At 49.9% G+C, this 23,094-nt stretch carries 18 protein-coding genes; 13 read left to right on the top strand and 5 right to left on the bottom strand.

Annotated features, from left to right (window positions below):
- Nucleotides 1-353 precede the first annotated feature (353 nt).
- From AB9P05_RS22045 to AB9P05_RS22020, 6 genes are all read left to right on the top strand, one after another.
- Nucleotides 354-5,081 (top strand): T9SS type A sorting domain-containing protein, encoded by a 4,728-nt coding sequence (locus AB9P05_RS22045; protein WP_371911003.1) that lies wholly within the window; start codon nt 354-356, stop codon nt 5,079-5,081.
- Nucleotides 5,082-5,209: 128 nt separating this feature from the next.
- Nucleotides 5,210-5,656, top strand: a complete 447-nt coding sequence (tnpA, locus tag AB9P05_RS22040; protein WP_371906921.1) for an IS200/IS605 family transposase — start codon at nt 5,210-5,212, stop codon at nt 5,654-5,656.
- 787 nt (nt 5,657-6,443) lie between these two features.
- Entirely contained in the window at nt 6,444-7,958 is a 1,515-nt protein-coding gene (locus AB9P05_RS22035) for a choice-of-anchor I family protein (RefSeq protein ID WP_371911002.1), read from the top strand.
- 154 nt (nt 7,959-8,112) lie between these two features.
- Nucleotides 8,113-9,405 carry a DUF2157 domain-containing protein gene (locus tag AB9P05_RS22030; RefSeq protein ID WP_371911001.1) on the top strand — a complete coding sequence of 431 codons (1,293 nt, stop codon included), beginning with the start codon at nt 8,113-8,115 and terminating at the stop codon, nt 9,403-9,405.
- Nucleotides 9,395-9,973 carry a GDYXXLXY domain-containing protein gene (locus tag AB9P05_RS22025; RefSeq protein ID WP_371911000.1) on the top strand — a complete coding sequence of 193 codons (579 nt, stop codon included), beginning with the start codon at nt 9,395-9,397 and terminating at the stop codon, nt 9,971-9,973. The genes AB9P05_RS22030 and AB9P05_RS22025 overlap by 11 nt, the downstream gene beginning before the upstream one ends.
- A 692-nt stretch (nt 9,974-10,665) precedes the next feature.
- Entirely contained in the window at nt 10,666-11,241 is a 576-nt protein-coding gene (locus tag AB9P05_RS22020) for a GNAT family N-acetyltransferase (RefSeq protein WP_371910999.1), read from the top strand.
- A gap of 9 nt (nt 11,242-11,250) precedes the next feature.
- On the opposite strand, the gene AB9P05_RS22015 is transcribed toward AB9P05_RS22020, so the two are convergent.
- Nucleotides 11,251-11,469: a hypothetical protein gene (locus tag AB9P05_RS22015; RefSeq protein ID WP_371910998.1), complete on the bottom strand. Its 219-nt coding sequence runs from the start codon at nt 11,467-11,469 to the stop codon at nt 11,251-11,253.
- 48 nt (nt 11,470-11,517) lie between these two features.
- On the opposite strand from AB9P05_RS22015, the gene AB9P05_RS22010 reads away from it, so the two are divergent.
- From AB9P05_RS22010 to AB9P05_RS21995, 4 genes are all read left to right on the top strand, one after another.
- On the top strand, nt 11,518-12,084 hold the full coding sequence (locus AB9P05_RS22010) for a phosphoglycerate mutase family protein (protein WP_371910997.1): 567 nt from the start codon (nt 11,518-11,520) through the stop codon (nt 12,082-12,084).
- Between the two features lie 110 nt (nt 12,085-12,194).
- Entirely contained in the window at nt 12,195-14,063 is a 1,869-nt protein-coding gene (locus AB9P05_RS22005) for a CBS domain-containing protein (protein WP_371910996.1), read from the top strand.
- Complete coding sequence (locus AB9P05_RS22000; RefSeq protein ID WP_371910995.1) at nt 14,056-15,276, top strand: succinylglutamate desuccinylase/aspartoacylase family protein; 1,221 nt, start codon at nt 14,056-14,058, stop codon at nt 15,274-15,276. Before AB9P05_RS22005 ends, AB9P05_RS22000 begins: the two co-directional genes overlap by 8 nt.
- Before the next feature lie 246 nt (nt 15,277-15,522).
- On the top strand, nt 15,523-15,768 hold the full coding sequence (locus AB9P05_RS21995; protein WP_371910994.1) for a pinensin family lanthipeptide: 246 nt from the start codon (nt 15,523-15,525) through the stop codon (nt 15,766-15,768).
- 76 nt (nt 15,769-15,844) lie between these two features.
- Here AB9P05_RS21995 and prfH read toward each other — a convergent pair whose 3' ends face one another.
- Together prfH and AB9P05_RS21985 are read right to left on the bottom strand one after the other, a co-directional pair.
- Nucleotides 15,845-16,558, bottom strand: coding sequence for a peptide chain release factor H (prfH, locus tag AB9P05_RS21990; protein ID WP_371910993.1), 714 nt, complete (start codon nt 16,556-16,558; stop codon nt 15,845-15,847).
- 7 nt (nt 16,559-16,565) lie between these two features.
- The gene (locus AB9P05_RS21985) at nt 16,566-17,972 is read right to left on the bottom strand and encodes an RtcB family protein (protein ID WP_371910992.1); all 1,407 of its coding nucleotides are present in this window, start codon (nt 17,970-17,972) and stop codon (nt 16,566-16,568) included.
- Nucleotides 17,973-18,387: 415 nt separating this feature from the next.
- Between AB9P05_RS21985 and AB9P05_RS21980 the strand changes: the two genes are divergently transcribed.
- From AB9P05_RS21980 to AB9P05_RS21970, 3 genes are all read left to right on the top strand, one after another.
- The gene (locus tag AB9P05_RS21980) at nt 18,388-18,564 is read left to right on the top strand and encodes a pinensin family lanthipeptide (RefSeq protein ID WP_371910991.1); all 177 of its coding nucleotides are present in this window, start codon (nt 18,388-18,390) and stop codon (nt 18,562-18,564) included.
- A gap of 208 nt (nt 18,565-18,772) precedes the next feature.
- Nucleotides 18,773-19,660: a dienelactone hydrolase family protein gene (locus tag AB9P05_RS21975; protein ID WP_371910990.1), complete on the top strand. Its 888-nt coding sequence runs from the start codon at nt 18,773-18,775 to the stop codon at nt 19,658-19,660.
- 115 nt (nt 19,661-19,775) lie between these two features.
- Nucleotides 19,776-20,402 carry a DUF4236 domain-containing protein gene (locus AB9P05_RS21970; protein ID WP_371910989.1) on the top strand — a complete coding sequence of 209 codons (627 nt, stop codon included), beginning with the start codon at nt 19,776-19,778 and terminating at the stop codon, nt 20,400-20,402.
- A gap of 2 nt (nt 20,403-20,404) precedes the next feature.
- Here the strand turns inward: AB9P05_RS21970 and AB9P05_RS21965 are convergent, their stop codons facing one another.
- A complete protein-coding gene (locus AB9P05_RS21965) occupies nt 20,405-20,755 on the bottom strand; it encodes an STAS/SEC14 domain-containing protein (protein WP_371910988.1) in 351 nt (116 codons plus the stop codon).
- A gap of 237 nt (nt 20,756-20,992) precedes the next feature.
- Nucleotides 20,993-22,873 carry a carbohydrate-binding protein gene (locus AB9P05_RS21960; RefSeq protein ID WP_371910987.1) on the bottom strand — a complete coding sequence of 627 codons (1,881 nt, stop codon included), beginning with the start codon at nt 22,871-22,873 and terminating at the stop codon, nt 20,993-20,995.
- Nucleotides 22,874-23,094: the final 221 nt, after the last annotated feature.

Below are 23,094 nucleotides of genomic sequence, written 5' to 3'. Positions count from 1 at the left end.
AGACGGTTGAAATGCTAATAATAAAGTAAATGAAGAAGTCAAAAGCCGGGAGGTTCGCTCACAAAGAGCTGAATGAAAAAAGGGGAGCTCACCCCGGCTGGTATGAAGACCTGTCGGAGATTTAATAGATCTAACCGGAGGTTGACGATTGAACAGGTATAGTGAAGCTGGCTCACGCCCAATTCACTATTAGAGTAGTGACGTGCTGGTAAATGACGTGAATATGCAGTCTGACTAAATGGTTTTTCCAATACTGTTGATTATTATTCACTTAATCACCGTCATTTTTGTGCCGTTTTTATCATATGCTATATGATAAGGTTAGGGTTTATTTTGATTAAATGCTTTGGAAAATGAGGCTATCATTATCTGTTTTCATCATACTTATCGTATTTACCTCTCAGGCCGGTGCCCAATCATGTCCGGGCACTGTATATACCAAAGACTGGGATACCGAGAGCCTGGGAGTTGACCCCAGGGACAATACATTCACAGCCGCAGACGTGGAAATGCGGTTCACATCCATTGACCTCTACGGTCATGTCAGCCTGTTAGAAATCTCAAATAAACATCAGGGCGCCAATAGCATTCTATGGCAGCAAACCATTACAAACTCTAACGAATACGCACTGGCTACCATTGGATTCAGTCAACCCGTAAGTGGTTTCTGCTTTTCCATTTTTGATATTGATAAAGGCTCTTTCGAGGACTCCATCACCGTAAACGGATACTCAGACGGCAGGCTGGTATCACTGGCCGCCTCAGACCTTACACTCGGCTCCACGGTAGTTTACGCGGGAAGTAATACCGTTATGGGCACCGCCTTTATCGGCGATGCCAGCGCAGACGGAAACGCCACCTTCTGTATGCCCGAGTCTATCGATTCATTAGTCATATTATATAATAACAACACCCCCGGTACCTTTCAGGAGATCAGTATTCATGATTTTTACTGGTGTGGCTCAGATATAGATTATGACAGAGTACTTAATATACTGGATGGTGATGACGATAATGACGGTATCCCTGACAGTGATGAGAGCAATGGCTTTGATGGCTCCGCAGATGCTGATGGTGATAACCTGCCTGATTATCTCGATAGCGATCATTTTGCCTTCATAGATGCCAATGCAGACGGCGTTAGCGACTTTTTCGATTCTGACATGGATGGCGTGCCAAACCATCTGGATAAAGACTCTGATAACGATGGTATACCTGACGCGGTAGAGGCCAATGGAGGCATTATGCCTGCAAACATGGGCAATGATGGCCGGTACAGCATTGCCTACGTACAGAGCAATGACACCGATGCCGATGGTATCGTAAACGACCTTGATCTGGATAACGGCGGTGTACTTCTGGCAGATCCGGATACAGACTCTGATGGAGTGAAAGACCGCCTTGACCTGGACAGCGATGGTGACGGTGTAACAGATGTGATCGAGACAGGAGGAGAGGACGCCGACGGAAACGGATTGATCGATGGCTTCAGCGATGGCGATAAGGACGGCCTCGCCTCCGCTGTAGATAACTCCGAAGGCGGGTTCCCGGTGATCATTCGCGATTTTGACCTCGATACTATTCCTAACTACAGGGATGTGGACTCCGACAGAGATGGCGTGCCTGATAATGTGGAAGCCCAGAGCATTACTGCCTTTGTGGTGGCTTCCGGAACCGATACAGACGGCGATGGAATAGATGACAGTTTCGACCCCGACCATGGCGGTGCCATAGTGCTTCAGGATACCGATGGTGACGGACGCTATGACTTTTTGGATGGCGACAGTGACGGAGATGGAATAAGAGACTTTGTAGAAGCTCATGATGCCAATGCAGACGGTATTCAGGATAGAAATGAGCGATTGAAAGACATGGATGGTGACGGCCTGGATAATGCATTTGACCCTGATACCGGCGGTGCCATAGCTGTACTGCAGGATACTGATGGCGACGGAGTTAATGACTGGCGTGATGTGGATGATGATAACGACGGTATACCTACAATAAGGGAAGATGCCAATCTAAATGGCGAATATCATGATGATTTTTCCCAGGGAGGTACCTCTCCTGACTACCTGTTTGCCACAAATGATATGGATGGTGACGGTGTTCCTAATACAGCAGACGCAGATGATAATAACGATGGTATACCTGATGTGGAGCAAGGCGTTGGGGTAGATCCGGGTATGGATGCAGATGGTGACGGGATAGCCAACTTCCTGGACCCGGATTTTATCCACCCAACCCTGGGAGCCTTTACAGACAGCAACTCAGATGGCATCAATGACATCTTTGACCAGGACATGGATGGCATTGCCAATCATTTCGACCTGGATAACGATAACGACGGTATCTCAAACGCCGTAGAGGCAAACGGCGGAACCTTACCGCCCAATATGGATGACAGTGGTAGCTACACAGCCTCATACGTCTCTTTAAATGATCTTGATGGAGATGGCCTGGTAAATGACATTGATCCCGATAATGGCGGCACAGCCCTCAGCTTACCGGATAGTGACGGAGACGGTATCGCAGATTACCTTGACATTGATTCCGACGCAGATGGCATAAAAGACCAGTACGAACTGGCCAATACTGATCCCGATGCTGATGGACTACCAAACTACCTCGATGCTGATAGCGACGGGGATGGAATCACCGACCTCAAAGAAGGGCAGGTCACTACCCTCGGAATAAGTCCGTCAGGCATAGATGGCGATGCAGATGGCCTCGACGATGCCTTTGACGCTGATAGGGGAGGGGTAGCCATCCAGCCTGTGGATACTGACCAGGACGGTTTAGCTGACTATGTGGATACCGATTCCGATAACGACTCTGTGATGGATGTAGTAGAAGGGCATGACGCTGATAGCGACGGTGTAGCCGATACGCTACCGGCAGGTACCGACCTTAACAGCAATGGACTGGATGATGCGTACGATACCGCTATGGGAGGAACCCCCGCCGCCCTGCAGACTACCGGTACAGGGTCTGAGCCTGACTTCAGAAACGATGATGATGACAGCGATGGCATACTATCAGTAGATGAAATACTGGATGCTGACCCCGCCGACGGCATTAGTGATTATCTGCAGGCATCTTCTAACCCTTGTGGGGGTGGGTTTGCACTCGTAAATTATAACGGAAACCTCTCTTCTATAATTAGAACAAATGGCGTTACCGGATCAAATAATACCCTTGGCGCGCCTGACTATAATGGTACTACCGGGTCAGTCGCCACATTTGGCACCAGTGACTGGGGACTGTATGATCTTGGAGACTTTGTGCCTGCCGGAGAAGTGATAAGAATATACATGGTCACCAGCACAGGCGATGAAATGCTCGTAGCAGGTACCCTCGATCAGGTAAAATATAATGGCCTCATCACCTATCAGCAGAGTGGTGGCGGAAACACCTACAGAGTATATAACTATACCGTGGCCGGCAATGGCACCAGGTACCTCTACTTCCAGCGTAACAGCGGCACCATATACCTTGACGCCGTAAGCTATTCCTTTAACAGATGCCTGCCTGATACCGATAATGACGGTGTAAGGGACGAGATAGACCAGGATGATGATAACGATGGTATTCCCGATCTGTCCGAAGTAGCTTATACGGCCGATCCTTCAATAGACAGCGACATGGATGGTAAACCCAACTACATGGATTCTGATCAGACCGGTTTTGTCGATAGCAATTACGACGGCATAGACGATCAGGCAGACTATGACCTTGATGGCATACCTAATCATCTTGACCTCGATTCTGATAATGATGCTGTGGCAGATGCCATTGAGGCCAATAACGGTATATTACCACAAAACATGTCCACCAGCACCGCCAGGTACCCCTTTGCCTACCTGCAGGCTAATGACGATGACAAAGACGGACTTGCCAATGATGTGGAATCTGTGCCTCTGAGCCTGCCCGATACAGACGGTGATGGGTTACGTGATCTTCTCGACCTCGACTCTGATGGAGATGGCCTCACCGATACCAGAGAAGCAGGGGGAACAGATATCAACGGCGATGGTAAGGCAGATCACTACGGAAGAAGGGACAAATCCGGAGCCAGAATTACGGCTGATGGCATCTTAACCATAGTCACAGACACCGATGCTGATGGCGCACCCGATTACCTGCAGCTAGACTCGGATTCAGACGGTGTGCCCGATATAATAGAAGGTCATGACTATAACCTGAATGGGTTTGGTGACTGGGATGCCAATAACAATATGATGCTCGATGGCCCCGAGGGAAGCTCCGATACCGATGGTGACGGGCTGGCCGATGCCTTCGACCCTGACAATAGCTCATATGTAGGGGCACTGATAGATGGAGATAACGATGGGCTGCCCAATTTCAGAGACCCGGACGATGATAACGATGGCATTCCTACCGCATCAGAGGACGGAAATAGCAATGGTATATTTACCGATGATTACTCTAATGGTCAGACCGGACCCTATGCCACTACACCCGATTACCTCTATAACGGACTTACCGTCCTGCCTGTAGAGCTTCTCTACTTCAGAGCAGAAGAGGAGGTTAGTAGTGTACTATTGAGCTGGGTTACGCTAAAAGAACTGCACAATGACCGCTTTGAGATTCAAAGGGCCGATGCCCACCTCAATTTTGAAAGAATTGGTGAGGTACAGGGAGTGGCATATAGCGATGAGGCCGTGTTTTACGAATATTCTGATAATGCACCTATGGCCGGTACGAATTACTACAGGCTCAGGCAGGTGGATTTTGATGGCACCGCAGTGTACTCTGAGGTTGTAAGGGTAGACATTACCCTGCCGCGCATCAGTTCCGAAGCACAGGTTTACCCTAATCCCTATGCTGGCTACGGCAACCTTACCCTCGTCGTCGATAATATGTCAGTCAATACACTCGTCAATGTGTCAATCACAGATGGTAGTGGCAGGATGGTAACAAGCCTTTCCCTCCTGTCAAATGCTGACAGCAAGGTAACGCTGCAACCCGATATGCTTCCGGTGCAAAACGGAGCCTATATGATCACATGGGAGATAAACGGATCGATATATCACAAAAGATTAATAATCAACAGATAGTAGTAGTTTAAAAAGAGAGAAGGGCTACCCTGCGTGGGGTAGCCCTTCCTGTTTATTAATCGAATTAAAACCACCGTCTTAGACGGTGGTCATGTTTGAGGGCTATGCCAGTAGAGGTATATTGTGGAATGAGCAAGTATCGTAAGCTATCGCATAGCTTTTACTATTGTGTCTATCATGTAGTATGGACCCCGAAGTACCGCCACCGTATACTTCGTGATATTGTTGCAGATACGTTGGAGAATAAGATAAAGACGATATGTGAATGGAAGGAGGTCAAGGTAGAAGAGTTGAACATTCAGCCAGATCACGTTCATTTGGTATGTAGTATACCTCCGAAACTTAGTGTATCAGACTTCATGGGTATTCTCAAGGGTAAGACAGCGATCATGATGTTTAAGAACTTCAAGAGTCTTCGCAGAAAACCCTATTGGGGCAATCATTTTTGGTCACGAGGCTATTTTGTAAGTACGGTAGGCATAGATGAAGAAAAGATAAAGCGGTATGTTAAGTATCAGGAGAAGGAAGATAAGAAAGAGGATGGGGATATAGATATCCCGCTATTCGATAACTGACTATCCCCCTTTGGGGGTAATAACCATTGAAAACCCCCTCCTTTGGTGGGGGTAATTTATATCAAATGCTCTCCCATTCTTTCTATACACGCCTAAACAATGAGACCCTGACATTCATCGAGAGTAAAGCTGCATGGTCACTGCAATAACCTGAAACGGTTAAAGATGATTAGTTAGTGAATTGTACTTTTGCTATATTGAAACCCTGGGTACTACGGATCAATCCGTCCTCTTTTGACCCAGGTTAGACCTCACGCTTCTCCGTTGCTCCTCCGTTGCATTTCCGTCCCTTCTCCGTTATGAGTATAGCCATCCTTCGGTAATCCTTTGTCTACAGATAAGGGTAAATAGTAGGACTATCCTAATAATGCTGTTACTGCTTCTGGTATGATGATACCGGTGTTCTGTTAGTTGTTTCAATACAAGGGTTGTCCGCCTGCCCTATAAATAGGTGATCATAGACTGAAATCAGAATCACGTGCAGCCAGCAAATCCCCGCTTGGGTTGGACTCGCATCCGGGCTGGGGTCGCGCACGACGGGCCCGCGCTGTGCGGTTGCTATAGAGAGCAATAGACAGTGCCGGCCCGGTGGCAAATGACAGAAAAAGGGCCGGGCTGAATCAGTAATGATACAGTAGAAAAGCCCAACCTCACAGAGGGTCATCCATTCTTTAATTAATCGTAATATTACCTGAAAGGCTTAATCCACCCTTAATCCATAAGTAATATCCGGGCAATTTTACAACCGGTTATTTGTGGGCTGATACTAGTCGATATAATCAAAACCATGAGAAGACCATTAGCCTTATTACTCATCACATCGCTCGGGTTTAGCCTCAGTTGTAACGATGACGATGAAAGTCCTGCCCCTGCTGCTCCTGTAGCAACGGAAGACCCTTCAGCTTTTAGTGAAATAGGAGAAATAAGCCTTGCAGGCGGTGAAGGGGCTGCTGAAATATCCGCCTACGACGCCACCACAAAAAAACTCTTTGTAGTAAACAATGCCGATGCCTCACGCATAGATGTTGTTGATATTGCCAATCCCGCTTCTCCCTCTTTTGACCGGTTTATTTCTGTTAGTGCCAATGTGAACAGTGTTGCCGTATCTAATGGCATCCTGGCTGCCGCAGTAGAAGGAGCTAACGGCACCGATAACGGCCTGGTTCTCTTCTTCAATACCTCCGACTTTCAGCAGATTCAGGCAGTAACCGTAGGGGCCCTGCCAGACATGGTTACTTTCAGCCCAGACGGAGCCTATGCCGTAGTAGCCAATGAGGGTGAACCTAACGATGCCTACACCACAGACCCCGAAGGCTCAGTGTCCATCATTACCATGAGTGACTACTCAGTTAATACCCTCGGTTTTGGATTTTTTGCCAGCCAGCAAAGTACCCTGGAAGCCGGCGGGTTCAGAGTATTTGGCCCGCATGCGTCCTTTGCACAGGACATTGAGCCGGAGTATGTGACTATTTCAGAAGACAGCCGGACAGCCTGGGTCAGCCTGCAGGAAAACAACGGCATTGCCCGCATTGACCTCTCCGGCAAAGCCATTACCGCCATCTTTCCTCTTGGTACCAAAGACTTTTCCCAATCACCTGATCTTTTTGATGTAAGCGATGAGGATAATGCCCTTCAGTCTGGTGCCTGGCCCGTGAAAAGCTTCTTTATGCCCGATGCCCTCGCCAGCTTTACCCAGGGAAACGTCAGCTATGTAGTCTCCGCAAATGAAGGCGATGCCCGCGATTACGATGGCTATAGCGAAGAGGCCCGCGTGGAGGACCTGATCCTGGACCCTGCCATATTCCCTGAGGCCAGTACCCTGCAGCAGGCGGACCAGCTAGGGCGCCTCAAAATTACACTGGCACAGGGCAATACAGACCAGGACGATGAGTACGAAGAGCTTTACGCCTATGGCGGGCGATCCTTCAGCATCTGGAATGGCGCCACCGGTGAGCTGGTTTATGATAGCGGAAACGATACAGAAACGCGCGTACAGCAAAACAGCAGCCTGTACCCCGATAACCGCAGCGATGATAAAGGTACCGAGCCCGAGGGCGTCACTGTAGGAAGGATAAGTAACCGCACCATCGCCTTTATAGGCCTCGAGCGTGCAGACGCTGTACTCCTATACGATATCAGCAACCCCGCCAGCCCCACCTTCCTGCAGTTGCTGGAAACCGGCGACGCTCCCGAAGGCCTGCTATTTATCTCTGCAGAGGATAGCCCTACCGGCCGGAGCCTGCTCGTCGTGAGCTCTGAAGGCGATGGCGTGGTAAAACTTTTCGAAGTGGGAGTGATGTAACGAGCCCCTTTGAGCCACCGATAAGTATGTTTATAGGTTAGGTCATCTGTCGCAGGCAGATGACCTCTTTTTTTGTGTTTATGGGATAATCTCACATCAGAACAGCTTTTTCAGTGAAAGCCCTTATATTTCCCACGTCATCTATATACATTGTATGGGATTACAGAAAGAACTGCCCGAACTGGTCAACGCAGGTATCATCAGTGAAGATACCGCCGGCCGCATCAGGCATTATTACCGGGATAAGCAGGCCACTACATCCGCCTCGCGCTCCATAGCGGCTTTTGCCATTATAGGCGCCACCCTCGTGGGGCTCGGCATTATCCTTATTGTGGCCCATAACTGGGACCAGTTCGACCGCTTCACCAAATCCGTTTTTTCTTTCCTGCCGCTTGTTCTCGGGCAGGTCTTTTGCGGGTTTGCCCTGTTTAAAAAGCAGCCGAGTACCGCCTTTCGCGAGGGGAGTGCCACCTTCCTCTTATTAGCCGTGGGTGCGACCATTTCCCTCATCAGCCAGGTCTATCACATCATGGGAGGTCTGAGCGGCTTTCTGCTCACCTGGGCCCTGCTCGCTTTGCCCATCATATACGTCATGCGCTCCTCCATGAGCGCCCTCTTCTACCTTATCGGCATTACCGCCTATGCGTCGGATATAGGGTATTGGACCTACCCCAATACGCCACCTTTTCTGTACCTGCCGCTGTTTGCCGCAGTCATTCCTTTCTACGTATACCGCATACGCAAAAGCCCCGGCAGTAACTTTAATGGCTTCCTTCACTGGTTTGTGCCCCTGTCCTTCATTATATGCCTCGGAGCTTTCTCCTTTGATAAAGAAGAGCTGATGTATGTGGCTTATCTGAGCCTTTTCGGACTGTGTTATCTGCTGGGCCGTCTCATCAATACCGCAGTACTACCCCGTATCCTTAATGGCTATCGTCTTACAGGCATCTCTGGGACAGTGATCATACTGCTCATACTCAGCTTTCAGGATAGTTGGAACGATATCAACAGGGATTTGCTCACCGGTACATACCCTCTCCGTTCGCTGGAGATGCTCTTTGTCACCATCATTACCTTTGCTGCTGCCTACGCCTGCGTCAAAGCCTCTGCCATAAAAGCAATTAACTGGCAAAAACCCTTTGCCCATATCTTTTGGGTATTTCTGTTCATTTTTATCCTGGGCGCTGCCATACCCGTGGCCGGCTTTGCACTAGTAAACCTTCTTGTACTCCTCACCGGTATACTCATCGTGAGAGAAGGAGCCGAAGAAGGGCACCTGGGCATTCTTAATTTCGGTATGCTGGTGGTCGCCGCACTGGTGACCTGTCGCTTCTTTGATAGCCACCTGCCATTCTTCGTCAGAGGCATACTATTTATGCTTGTCGGCGCAGGGTTTATTGCTGCCAATGTCATCACCATCAAAAACCGCAGAAAAAATGAATCGTAAGCCCATTCTTATCGCCGGTTTTATCATCATGGTGCTCGCTCAGCTCTATGTTCCTGGCAGCATGATTATGTCACATCAAAGCACCCTGGAACAAGGGCACATGTACAAGTTCCGGACCGAGCCGGTAGATCCCACCGATCCTTTCCGGGGTAAATATGTAAGCCTTACCTACCGTAATACCCAGGCAAGCGTACCCGCTGGTGAGTATTATGCCCCGGAGGAGACAGTCTATGTCACCTTTACCGAAGACAGCGAAGGCTTTGCAAAAATAGATGATGTGCTGCGGAGCCCGCCCGAGGACACAGAATACTACCTGATGACACAAGTTTCCTACGCTCAGGGCGAATTCGGTAATATAGTCGTAGAGTTTCCCTTCGACCGCTTTTACATGGAAGAGTCCAAAGCCTATGAAGCCGAGAAGGCCCACCGCGAAGCCATGTGGGATGAGCAGCAGAACACCTACGCCCTGGTAGCTATTAAAGAGGGTAATGCCGTCATTCAGGACGTCTACATCAATGATATTTCCCTTAAAGAAACCGTACAGCAACGACTAAGCGAGCAGGAGTAAGCCGCTCAACCCCCCAAAATTGTAAATTCTCTCCAAGGGCCCAAAGCCGTCAGGCGAGGCTCTCAAATTACCTCCTATATAGGTCAGGCCTTAGGTATGAGGAATGGGATCAAAAAACGCGAAGGCGTGTTTTTGATGGGGAGGTCCTACTATCACCGGGCCGGCATTCCGCGGGGCCGGCTCTCGGGCATAGCCGTCAAGCTAAGCACCAATTCCCCTCCTGTGGTAATAGGAGAGGTCCGACTTTCGGGGTGGCCCGCATCCGGGTGGCCCGCATCCGGGTGGCCCGCATCCGGGTGGCCCGGCACACCGCTGGGCCGGCTTCCGCTGGGCCGGCTTCCGGTGGTACATGCAGTAAGTGGCAAGATTGTAATCACTTCAGTGTACTCCTCTCTTAATTTGTGGGCTAGGCTCCCCGAGTGTGGAAAATTGCTAATGTGCTATTTTCAAGCCATTTACACCCTTAACTTGACAGCTATGGGCTCTCGGGGGGCCTTCCAGAATAGTTGCATTATGCAGTTTACCCTTACAATTTCCGGCCCAGTTCACACCATGGGGTCGCGACCTCGCCCTTATAATCCTTCCACACTCACCCGTTTACAAGTCAGCCTATCAGACATTACCCCGCCAACAAAGCCATCTGAGGCTAAAATTATTTTACCTTTACCACACAACCACCGAAAACCAAATCTATGCGCCAGGCCAATCCTGAAGACAAACCCCATATCATAAAAACCATAGCCGCTGCTTTTAAAGACAACAAAAGTACCAACTACGTTATCAGGCAGGACACCCGCACACCGTCCAGGCTCACTGAACTGGTGAACTACTGTTACCAATTATGCCATCAGTTCGGGCATGTGTGGGTCAGTGATGATGGGAAAGCCTGTGCCATGGTCATGCTGCCCCATCAGAAAAAGACCACCTTCAACACCATAGGCCTCGACATTCGCCTCGCCACACGTGCCATAGGTCTCAGCAGAGTAGGGAAGGTCATGAGCCGCGAAGCCGTTATTAAAAAGGAACACCCCGTAACGCCTTTTGCTTACCTCTGGTACATTGGTACCGCTCCCCATGTCCAGCGAAAGGGGAGTGGCACCACCCTCTTGCAGGAGATTATAAGCTTTTATACTACATTAAACCTGCCATTATACCTGGAAACCTCCACTGAACACAACCTCCCATGGTACCAGAAGCATGGGTTCGAAATTTACCATACCATAGATTTCGGATTTACCTTCTACATGCTCCGTCGTGCCGTACGGTAAAGCAATCCTTCAAATCAGGCATATGGCAGTGCCAGCCCCACCGGGGCGACCTGTCTGTAGAATGCTTGTGCCTGCCTCACCTATAGCCTGCAGCCTGTAGCCCCATCGGGACGCCGCCTTTGTAGCCCTCAGGCCACCACAACCCTCAAGTGCCATCGGCATGAAGCCAACAGGCTCCCTGAATCGTCCCCGATACCGACCGCTGAGAGAAATAAAGTTGCCATGCATACATGAATACCCTATGTTCGAACCCCGATGATCAAACCTATAACCCCTATGAATCATATTGCCACCGCCTTCTGCTTAACCCTTCTGTTCTTTATTTCCCTCACTGCTTGTGAAGCCCCAAAAGCCGAGCAACCTTCCGCACCGGCAGAAAACAAGGAGCTGACCACCCTTATCCTCGTACGCCATGCAGAAAAGGTGGCCGATGGCTCAGAGGACCCCGCTCTTACCCCAAAGGGGGAGGCACGCGCCGCATTATTGGCAGACATGCTCTCCTCCGCAGAAATTAATGCGATATACAGCACACCCTACCGTCGCAATATCATGACTGTGCAGCCCCTTGCTGATCGTATGGGTATGGACATTACTGAATATGATCCCCGTCAGGATCCTGCCGTCTTTATTAACAACCTCCTGCAGCAGCATGAGGGAGCTAAAGTCCTTATTGCAGGGCACTCTAATACAGTGCCCCATCTGTTGAATGCACTGTTAGGCGAGAGCCGTTACCAGGACCTTCCCGATTCTGCCTATAATAACCTCTACGTTGTGTCAGCCATCGACTCCGCCAGGGCAAGGATTACAACTCTTCAGTTTGAGCCTGCAGAGCAGAGAGATTAATGCTTTCCCTACCCGGTATGTATATATATACCTCCCTTATTCTTTGTGAATCACTGTATTTATTATAAATTAATAATACTCAGTATGTTCTGATATTACCACTTACCATCATGGGGGATCAACTGGTTCATCATGCACCGACTACAACAAACAGGGCGGTTTTTATCCGTCACCTTCTTGATGATATCCGTGCACTGGAGCTTATGGTCCAAGACGGAAAGATCGAGACCGGTATCACACGCATAGGGGCCGAACAGGAGTTTTGCCTGCTGGACCACCTTTGGAGGCCCGCCGGTAATGCCCTTGAAATACTCGCAGAGATAGATGACCCCCACTTCACAACAGAGCTGGCCCTTTATAACCTCGAGATAAACCTGGACCCCCATGTCCTGCATGGCCATTGCTTTAGTACAGTCGAGCAGCAACTTACCAACCTCCTGGAAAAAGCCACACGGGTAGCCGGTCGGCATAACAGCCGCATAATACTCAACGGTATCCTCCCCACCATTGGCCCCCGCCACCTTAGGGAAGACTACCTCACCCCCAAGCCCCGTTATCATGCACTCAACACCCTCATGAGGCAGGCCAGGGGCAGAGACTTTGAGGTCTACCTCAGGGGAGTGGATCAACTGGCAATTACACTGGACTCAGTCCTCTTCGAGGCCTGCAATACCAGCTTTCAGCTTCACCTGCAGGTATGTCCCCGGCACTTCGTGCCTGCCTACAACTGGGCCCAGGCTATTTCCGGTCCTGTGCTGTCCCTGTGTACCAATTCGCCCCTTTTGTTGGGGCGTGAGCTGTGGAGCGAGACACGCATAGCCCTTTTTCAACAAAGTGTAGATACCCGAAGCTCATCTTATGCCCTGCAGGATAAGCAGCCCCGCGTTACCTTCGGTGACCAATGGTTACATGAGAGCATTGCCGAAATATACAAGCACGACCTGTCATGCTATAAGGTCATGCTCACTAAAGAGATCCGGCAAAGCTCCCTCGATGTACTGGAAGCTGGCGGTGTGCCCGGGCTCGAAGCGCTCAACCTGCACAATGGCTCCATATATCGATGGAACAGGGCCTGCTATGGTGTCGGCGGAGGAACACCCCACGTCCGTATCGAAAACCGCTACCTGCCTTCCGGACCTACAGTAGCTGATGAGATGGCAAATTTTGCCTTTTGGACCGGACTTATGACCGGCAGGCCCTCACAATATGATGACCTGCCTGCCCTTATGGACTTCAGGGAAGCCAAGGCAAACTTCTTTAAAGCAGCGCGTACCGGCATGGATTCCGTCCTGAGCTGGTGCGGAGAGTCCGTCCCCGCCAAAGACCTGGCCCGCGATATCCTCATTCCCCTAGCCCGCCAGGGACTCGCTAAGCACCATATAAACCAGCAGGATATAGACCGTTACCTGGGCATAATCGAGGCCCGCCTGTCAGGCAATGACGGAAGCCGCTGGATGATAAAGAACTACCGCAACCTTAACCGGAAAAAAAGGCAGGACGATGCGCTCAAGGTACTTACTAAGGCCATTCATCATAACCAGCAAACCAATCAGCCTGTACATACCTGGCCCGAAGTAAACAGTACCCTTGCAGCCAATGAGGCCGCACAGCTTGTAGGCCATGTTATGTCTACCAGGCTACTCACAGTGACTGAAGAAGACCTGGCCGATCTTGCCATTAAGATTATGCAATGGAATGATATCCACCACCTGCCGGTGGAGGACCAAAAAGGCAGCCTGTGCGGCCTCCTCACCTGGACCAATGTAGCGCAATACATAGAGGGAAATGAGGCCGGTGCCGGTCTCATGGTGAAAGATATAATGGTAAAGGAAGTATATACCGCCACCTATGAAATGAGCCTGGAAGAGGCAAGTAGCCTCATGGAAGAGAAGGCCATAGGGTGCCTTCCCGTCATCAATCGCGAACATATGGTGGGGATAGTGACAAGGGTGGATTTAAGCCATTTCAGCAATGATTGAAGTTTATAGCCCTGCATTAGATCGTACCGTGCAGATAGACCGCTTCATCGGCCACATACAGGGGAACGGGCCGGGGCCTGTTATCGTGTTTTTTGCAGGAATACACGGCAACGAGCCTGCCGGTATATTTGCCCTCCACCAGGTATTAAACGAGTTGCGTGATAATGCCACACCCCTCGGGGGAACCATGTATGCCCTTGCCGGCAATCTGTGGGCGCTGCAGCATGGAGAAAGATTCCACCGCGAAGACCTGAACCGTATATGGACCCGCGAGCGAATTGCCGCCATACTTGATAGTGAATGGGAAGAATACCCGGGCGAAGAAACCCGTGAACAGGCTGAACTGCTGCACAGTATACAAGAGATCATTAGTAATGAACAGGGCCCCTTTTATTTTATCGATCTACATACCACCTCAAGCCGCACAGTTCCCTTTATTACCGTAAACGACTCCCTGCTCAACCGCCGCTTTACCAGCCAGTATCCCCTCCCTGTCATACTAGGGATTGAAGAATATCTGACCGGGCCTTTGCTCAGCTACCTTAATGAACTGGGTTATGTGTCTTTCGGCTTTGAGGGAGGCAGCCACGATGACCCCGGCGCCATCCGCCTTACACGTGCTTTCATTTACCATTCAATGCAGTTAGCAGGTATTATAGACAACACAGCCCTCCGGGATGAGAATCCCCCCGGCTACCAGTTAAAAAAAGCAGGAGGGAGCATAGCCGGCATGTACGAGATCACCCACCGGCATGTCATTCTGCCAGGAGACTCCTTCACCATGCATCCGGGCTTCCGTAACTTCCAAAAAGTGCACCGGGGAGAGCCGCTGGCTGTATATAATGAGGCGGAAGTGGCGGCTCCCGCTGCTACCCGCCTGTTTATGCCCCTCTATCAGCGGCAGGGTGAGGATGGCTTTTTCCTGGTCAGGCATATACCGGCGTTTTTCCTTTGGCTTTCCGCCCGCCTCAGAAGCCTCAGGGCAGATCGATTATTGAGAGTATTACCCGGGGTAAGGAGTTCAGATGATAATGATGGCATCCTTATCGTTGATCTCAATATAGCCAGGTTTTTCACTAAGCCCTTTTTACATCTGCTCGGCTACAGGGTACGTGAGCATAAGCCTACCCACCTGATCGTAAGGAACAGAGAGGCCGCTTCGCGCTACCGTGAGTACACAGGTGAAAAATGGTGGAGCGACACAACCAGCTAAAACTTCCTGCCTTCACTCTCCGCTTTGAGAAAGAACCGAAGCCCCTACCTTATCTACACACTCAGTAATACCACCTAAGCGAAGGGTGGTATATAGGCGGCAGTCATTTTTATTTAAAATATATAATGAAATTAACGGTTCTTTTTGGATGGTTTTTATGTAGTAAATAATATAAAATAGCGCATTTTATTTGTTTTATTCAATATATATTCTATACTAAGTAAAGGAAACAGATAATGACTTACTATGAAAAAGCTTAAGCTAAATCAATTACAGGTGAATAGTTTCGTAACCGATATGCCCGATCACAAGGCTAATACGGTAAAAGCCGGATACCTGACCTATGGCTGTACAGGCGGCTGGGCCGGGTGCGACGGCGGCGGTACTGGTGGTGATGGAGGAGGTTCTAACTCCTGTAACCCTAACAACTTCTATACACACAGACCGTGTGATACAGAGCCAGGTAACTATCACTGCGAGCCCTGCGCCTGATCTAAGACTATTCTTTCTACATATAAACCACGTGCCGGCTGGTGCGTGGTTTTGTTGTAATCAAAAAAAGAGGAGCTCAAAGCTCCTCTATGTCCTTCTTCCAGGCTTGTTTGTCAGCCGTACGGCGCTGCCGTTTTTTGCTGGCTTTGTGGCGCGGCCTAAAATCCGTGCCCTCAAATGTGCGGATGGCATTCCCACGCTCTACTTCGATCTGGTTCAGCCAGTTTTCCTGCAGTTTTGCCTGCTGCTCCTTCAGCTTCTCCTCCTGCAGCGCCATTTCCAGACGCTTGCGGGCCGCCTGCCGGTTTTGGTGCTGAGAGCGGTGGTCACTGGCCAGTACACTCAGCCCCGTAGGCAGGTGCGTGGCACGCACCGCAGTGCTCACCTTGTTCACATGCTGTCCTCCCGGTCCCCCAGAGCGCGTCGCCTCATAGCGCACCTCCCTGTCCTGCAGTGTCAGGTGGGCACCCGGATCATGGATGCGCTGCACAGATACAAACCAGTTCTTTCGCTTATGAAACTTACGAAAAGGGCTGCGGCCTATCCACTGCACCGTACCTTCCCAATCATCCAGAAAGTCTTTCAGGTTTTTGCCCCTCAGCTTTACTGCTGCCGATTGCAGTGTGCCATTTTCCTGCCCTTCCTGCCGGCTGATCACCTCAGCCTCCAGTCCTTCGTTGCGGGCTTCTGCCAGCAGCACCTTCAGGACCCGGGCCACCACCCAGGTACATTCAGCAGGCCCGCGGCCTGCCGTAATCTGTATCAGTTGTTCGTTATATTGATTGCTCATTGGTTACTTAGTTTTTGTCCATCCGTACAATTTTTGGCTCAAAGCGGCCCTGAATGCTTACCAGGTCTTTCTGGCTTTTCATGACCGTTTCGATGTCTTTATAGGCACCCGGCGCTTCATCCACACCACCGCCTATCAGCGTCACGTTTGCCTGCCGGAGTGTTTTACGCATCTCACTGCCTGTATAGCTCTCCCGGGCCCGTTTACGGCTGTAGCGCCGCCCGGCTCCATGCGAGGCGCTTTGTAAAGACTCCGTATGGCCTTTGCCCCGCACCAGGTAGCCAGGAGCCGTCATGCTACCGGGTATGATGCCCCACTCGCCTTCCGCGGCAGGAGTGGCCCCTTTGCGGTGCACGATATATTCCTCACCATCCGGGTCCGTTTCCTTCCACGCAAAGTTGTGATGGTTATCTACCTTGAGAAGCGGTTTCAGGCCCACGTAGCTGCCCAGTGTTTCGTGTATACTGTCATGGCATGCTTTGGCATAGTCTCCCGCCAGGTTCATCGCCCGCCAGTAAGCCTGTCCTTCATCCCTGTCCAGGTCCAGCCAGGCCAGAGGTTTTGCATGTCCGGGCAGGCGGCATTGGCTCAGCGCCACGTCCGTATAGTAGCGGGCTATGCCTGCCCCCAGTCCTCTGCTACCGCTATGCGAAAGCAGGGCCAGGTAGCGCCCAGCCGGCAGCCCCGTCTCATTATCATCCGCCAGGTGCATGATGCCCCACTCCACAAAGTGGTTGCCGCTGCCGGAGGTACCTAGCTGGCGCACAGCCTTACCGTGCAGTTGGCGCAGCAGGTCTGTTTCCCGGAACTCCTCCCGGTCCAGTACCTCATGCTCCCGGCTTTCATTCAGCGCACCCCCCGTACCAAAGTTTGTCCGTGACTTCAGCGCCATTTTCAATTGGTAGGCGTAGCGGGTAAGGTAAGCCTCCGGAGCTTCATAGATACTCAGGCTCATGCGGCACCCGATGTCCAGCCCCACCCCATAGGGGATCACGGCATTTTTAGTCGCCAGCACCGCACCTACCGGCAGGCCATAGCCCTGATGGGCGTCCGGCATAAGTGCCCCCCGGCAGGATATAGGTAAGTGCAGCGCGGTCTCCATCTGCTTTACTGCATTAGTATCTATATGCTTTGCCCCAAACAGGGTCACCGGGACCGGTTCTTCGCGCAGTGTAATCTCCCTGCCTGTTGATGGCTTAGTCACAGGCATGAATTCCTGTGCCAGGGTAGTTAACCGCTCATCGTCCATGTAAGCCTCTGGAGATTGCTGCACTTTGGTCAGCAGCGCTAATTGCTCCTTTTTTGTATGATGTTTAAAGTGTTTCGAAATAATGTCTACTGCCAGGCTCCTCGCCCGGTCAGATGTATATGCTATTTTGCTCAGGTCTTTACCCCTTAGCTTTTGATTGCCCATAATGTATATGTCAGGCAGGTTGAATTTGACATAGGTATGCCATTCAACCCATATTAATATAGAATATAATAAAGGGATGTGATCCGGGTAGGGTAGAGCCGAAAGGGCATAAAAAAACCCGGAGGCTACCGGGTACAATAAATGAGTTGTGAATAAGGGTAATTACCTTATTCCGGTAGCAGGGGCGATATGTAGGGTAAGTTCTGACATATGAGGACCTCCTTTCAGGGAAGGAGTGAAACATTGAGAGCAAAGGTAATGCATAGCTGCATGATTTTGCAAATACTTTATGTTATTTATAATTAATATACCTGTTGATTAATAGCACTGAACCATCTGATGGACGGCATGTAAGTGCTTAGGGTTTAAGTTTTTAATTACCTATATTAAAGTAATCAACTAAACGTAAACAGTTATGAAAAGAAAGCTTAATCTCTCTCAACTTGATGTGCAAAGTTTTACTACCACCGAAAAGGTGAAACACGTGAAGGGGGGTGAAGATACGTATATCGGCAACTGTTCATTTTTTTGTACGGAAGTTGAATGTCCTACCATTCATGTTACACAGTGCAATGGTCAAGTTTGTCTTTAAACATTAAAAACAGAATACATACTGTAATAATCCGCAGTTATGCGAATTGATAGTTCCTGGCGGTAACTAATCTTTCCAGATACAAAGGAGGTTTTTTTTAAGCCTCCTTTTTTCATGTAGCTAGGTAAAGAGACGCTGCTTAGGTATATTGAATGGCTGTTTTTAATAGTAGCGCCATGCCAGCTCCTAACCGGATTTTTGCCAAATCATGAAGAAAATTGAAAAAGACCAGATCGACCAGGAAGTATTCAGGCTCTACGATGCCTACGCCCATAATAAGATGGAGAGGCGGGAGTTTCTGGAAAAGTTGGGCGTTTATGCAGTAGGCAGTATCACACTCGGCTCTTTGCTCAGTGCCGTCATGCCTAACTATCAGGATACCATTCAGGTGCCCGAAGATGACCCCCGGCTTCGTACCGAGACGATCTCCTATTCCTCGCCGGAGGGTGGGGGAAATATAGCTGCCCAACTCTCCAGGCCGAAGGATGCAGCGGGTAAGCTACCCGGCATAGTGGTCGTGCACGAAAACCGCGGACTGAACCCTCATATAGCTGATGTGGCAAGGCGGGCAGCCCTGGCAGGCTTTGTCACTATCGCGCCTGATGCCCTTTCACCGATTGGAGGCTACCCCGGCAATGATGATGACGGACGTGCTATGCAAAGAGAGAGAGACCGTGATGAAATGCTGAATGATTTCATTGCTGCTTTCTACCATTTGCATACACATCCCACCTGTTCAGGAGATGTAGGGGTGGTAGGATTTTGCTTTGGCGGTTGGGTATCTAATATGATGGCTGTGAAAGTCCCTGAGCTAAAGGCGGCCGTACCCTTTTACGGCGGACAGCCTTCTGCAGACATGGTATCGCACATCAAGGCGCCACTCTTACTGCACTATGCCGGGCTTGATGAGCGCGTCAATGCCGGCTGGCCTGCCTACGAAGAGGCACTAAAGGAGCATGATAAGGACTATACAGCCCATATGTACCCCGGTGTCAACCATGGATTTCATAATGACTCTACCGCCCGGTATGATAAGCCCGCTGCCGAGCTGGCCTGGAACCGCACGATAGCGTTTTTTAAGGACCATTTGGCCTAAGGGCTTAAGTAGATTTTTAACGCGTAGGGAAACTAATTCCGCCCATTGGGAAATTGACCTCTTTAGTTGTTCTTATATCTCAGGAACTTCCTGCATAATCAATTGCAAGACCTTCATGAGATTTAGAAAATCGATAAAAATAGCGCCGGGTATTAAACTTAACCTGAGCAAGAGCGGTATTTCCACTACTTTAGGGGGTAGAGGCCTCAGTGTAAACGTAGGTAAAAGAGGTACCTACCTTAATACAAGTATTCCGGGAACGGGCCTTTCCTCCCGCCAAAAAATAGGCGGAAAATCACAGCTAAAATCCTCCCGGAAGCAGCCCAAAGAAATGGTAGCCCAGGGCTATATGGCTTCCGAGCCCTTTCTCCAGGCAAAAAAGTACTATCGGGACCGGACATTCATGGCCAGCCATAAGTGGGTGTTATTGGTGGGCATTGGCTTTATGGTATTGTTTTTTCCCATCGGGTTATTACTGCTCGGTATTTTCGGCGTATTGCGCTATCGTGCTCATACCTCCGATGCAGGCCAGGCCCTGGCGGAACTGAACAGGGCGCAAAGACAATGGTATAAAAAGAATAACCGGGATGTGGTTTACCATCTCGATAGAGCCTATTCTAATTATACGAACCCCTTACTGGTAGAAGATATCATACATTATGCCAGACAACAGCACAGGTATGACATGATTAAAAAATACGCTGAACCCTATCGACAGGAAGCCACCCTGCATGAGGTGTAACCTCAGTTTCGTACCCAGTCCCTGGCTATGGAATCATCTTTTTCGTTGAAATACTTCACTTCTCCGCTGGTAAGAGGTTTCATAGCCTCTGTCATGAGCTTTTGCCACGTGTCTTCACCTACTATTGCTACCTTATCCAGGTTGTCAAAATTATTGGCGTCTATTTTCAGGTCCCGCCATAAGCCTTTTGGAGACCACCCATCGAAGTCATCCATTCTAAAGTACCAGCTTATATGCTCATAGTCTGATTTCATCTGGTTTAGTACAGGCTCCAACTGATTGTAGTCACGGTCTTCAAGCTTTCCTGTAGCAGTCGTAAACAGAATATTCTCTTCTCTTTTAATGTCGATCATCTCTCTTCGTTTTATTCAATGGTAGTTTATGTAAACAACCACTGGCGGCGGGGGGAATGTTTGGAGTAATCAGAATAAGAAACGCATGGCCCGGTGTTTTAGCCATGCTTAGCCCTTGCCTCGGGGGATGAGAAAAAGGCCAGCTCAATAGGAGCATGGCTTGGTTTCTATATACCAGAAAGGGACTGGCCTTTGTACGATTGGCCAGTCCCTTTTATGTCCTGTGTAGGTATAACCCTACTGCTTAATAAGCTTCCGGGTTTCCAGGCCCGGTATCTGCAGAATGTAGATGCCATCCGGCTGAGCAGACAGGTCAATAGTGGCTTTACGCAGAGCTTTTTGCTCCCATACCACTTTGCCTGTCAGATCCCTTACCTGCATAGTGTAGGTTATATCACCTGAAAGGGATATGTGGTAGCGGCCGTCGACTGCCGGATTAGGGTACACAACCATTTGAGAGTCGGTCGCCAGGGCCCTGTCCGAGGGCAGGCTCATTCTGGCCGATTCGGCTGAGTCCACCACGACAAAGCTGCATTGATCGCTAGCGGCCCCATTGCTGAAGCTGGTGACATACACTGTTTTCTGACCGGTGGAGGTTGCTGTATACTCTCCGCTCAGATAATCGACACTAAAACCATCGTCTGCCGTCCAGGCAAGGTTTTGGTTGGTTGTATTAGCCGGCACCAGGGTGGCATCGAAGTCATATACATCGCCTAGCTGCAGGGTGTCGATACAGTTGTTGATGAACACATCCGTGGCCACCACCTCAGCGGGTGTGAACTGGAAGTGATCCACATCGAACAGGTAGCCGCTGCCGCCTTTGAATACGAGGTATAGGTTTTTTACGCCTGACGCACCGCTTACATTCGCATAAAAATTCTGAAAAGTATTCCAGCCCCCCGTATTGGTGATACTGACGGAACTCACCAGCGTACCGGTGGGACTTCCGAGCCTGAACTCAAGGATACCGCCCGTACGGTCACTGCTGGCGCGAACCCGTACATCCGAAGCGCCATCGGCAAAGTCCATATTATAGAACACGACATAGTCCCCGTTCTCAATATACCCGACAGCTATCCCGCTTCCGCCGAGACGTACGCCGCTTTGGCCATCGTAGTTTTCGGCTTCCGTAAGCGTATATGGATCTTCAGGCGAACTGTCCACTACCTGGAAGGTGCACTGATCACCCGCCGAGCCATTGCTGAAACTGGTGGCATAAACTGTTTTGGTACCCACTGAGGTCGCTGTATATAGGCCACTCAGGTAATCCACGCTATACCCGTCATCTGCCGTCCAGGCTATGTTCTGGTTAGTCGTATTAGAAGGGGTGAAGGTGACATCAAAGTCATACGTACTGCCGATTTCGAGTTGCGCGATGCAGTTATTGATCTCGATTGCTACTACCTCTCCGGGGTTAAACTGGAAGTTGTCTACATCAAACAGGTAGCCGCTGCCTCCTTTAAACACGAGGTATAAGGTGTGCACCCCGCTGACATTACTCACGGGAGCGGTAAAATCCTGAAAGCTATTCCATCCGCCGGTATGGGTGATATTGACAGAACTGATAAGGGTACCTGTCGGGCTTCCGAGGCGAAACTCTAAGGTGCCACCGGTGCGGTCGCTCGACGCACGTACACGTACTTCCTCCGGGTTTTGGTTGCTGAAGTCCATATTGTAAAACAGCACATAATCACCGTCTTCGATATAGCCCACTGCTACACCGCTGCCTCCTGATGCCACACCGCTCTGGCTGTCATAGTCCTCTGCTTCTGTAATCCCGTAAGGGTCTTCCGGTGAGCTGTCCACTACTTCAAAGAAGCATTGATCATAAGCCGCCCCATTGCTGAAACTGGTGGCCGTAACTGATTTCATGCCCGTAGACGTTGCTGTGTATACGCCGCTCAAATAATTGACACTTATGCCATCATCAGCCGTCCAGGCTATGTTTTGGTTAGTCGTGTTAGATGGTGTAAAAGTGACATTAAAGTCATAGCTACTGCCGACTTCCAGTTGCGTAATACAGTTATTGATATCGATGTCCGTAGCCACTACTTCCTGGGCGTATGCCGTAGTCAAAGCGAGCGCCCACACTAAGATTAGGGTAAGGGTCTTTTTCATAGGTTTGAATTTGGTATATACCAAATTACGAAATAGCAGGTATTTATGTAGGTCATACCTGTTATTATGCAATTAATTTTCCAGGGATTTTAAGCCGGTCGTATTATGATCAGGGGTGCCGGCCATCATCGCAGAAGAATCAGAAAGGTAGGTAAAGAACAGGCTGAAAAACTCAAAGAAGAAACAGGATCAGGGGGCCTGCTGCATATAGAATGAAGCCG

The organism is Roseivirga sp. BDSF3-8 (genome assembly GCF_041449215.1).
Classification (GTDB): Bacteria; Bacteroidota; Bacteroidia; order Cytophagales; family Cyclobacteriaceae; genus JBGNFV01.
The sequence above is the reverse complement of the archived record's forward strand: the minus strand, read 5'-3'. Positions and strand labels throughout refer to the sequence as shown.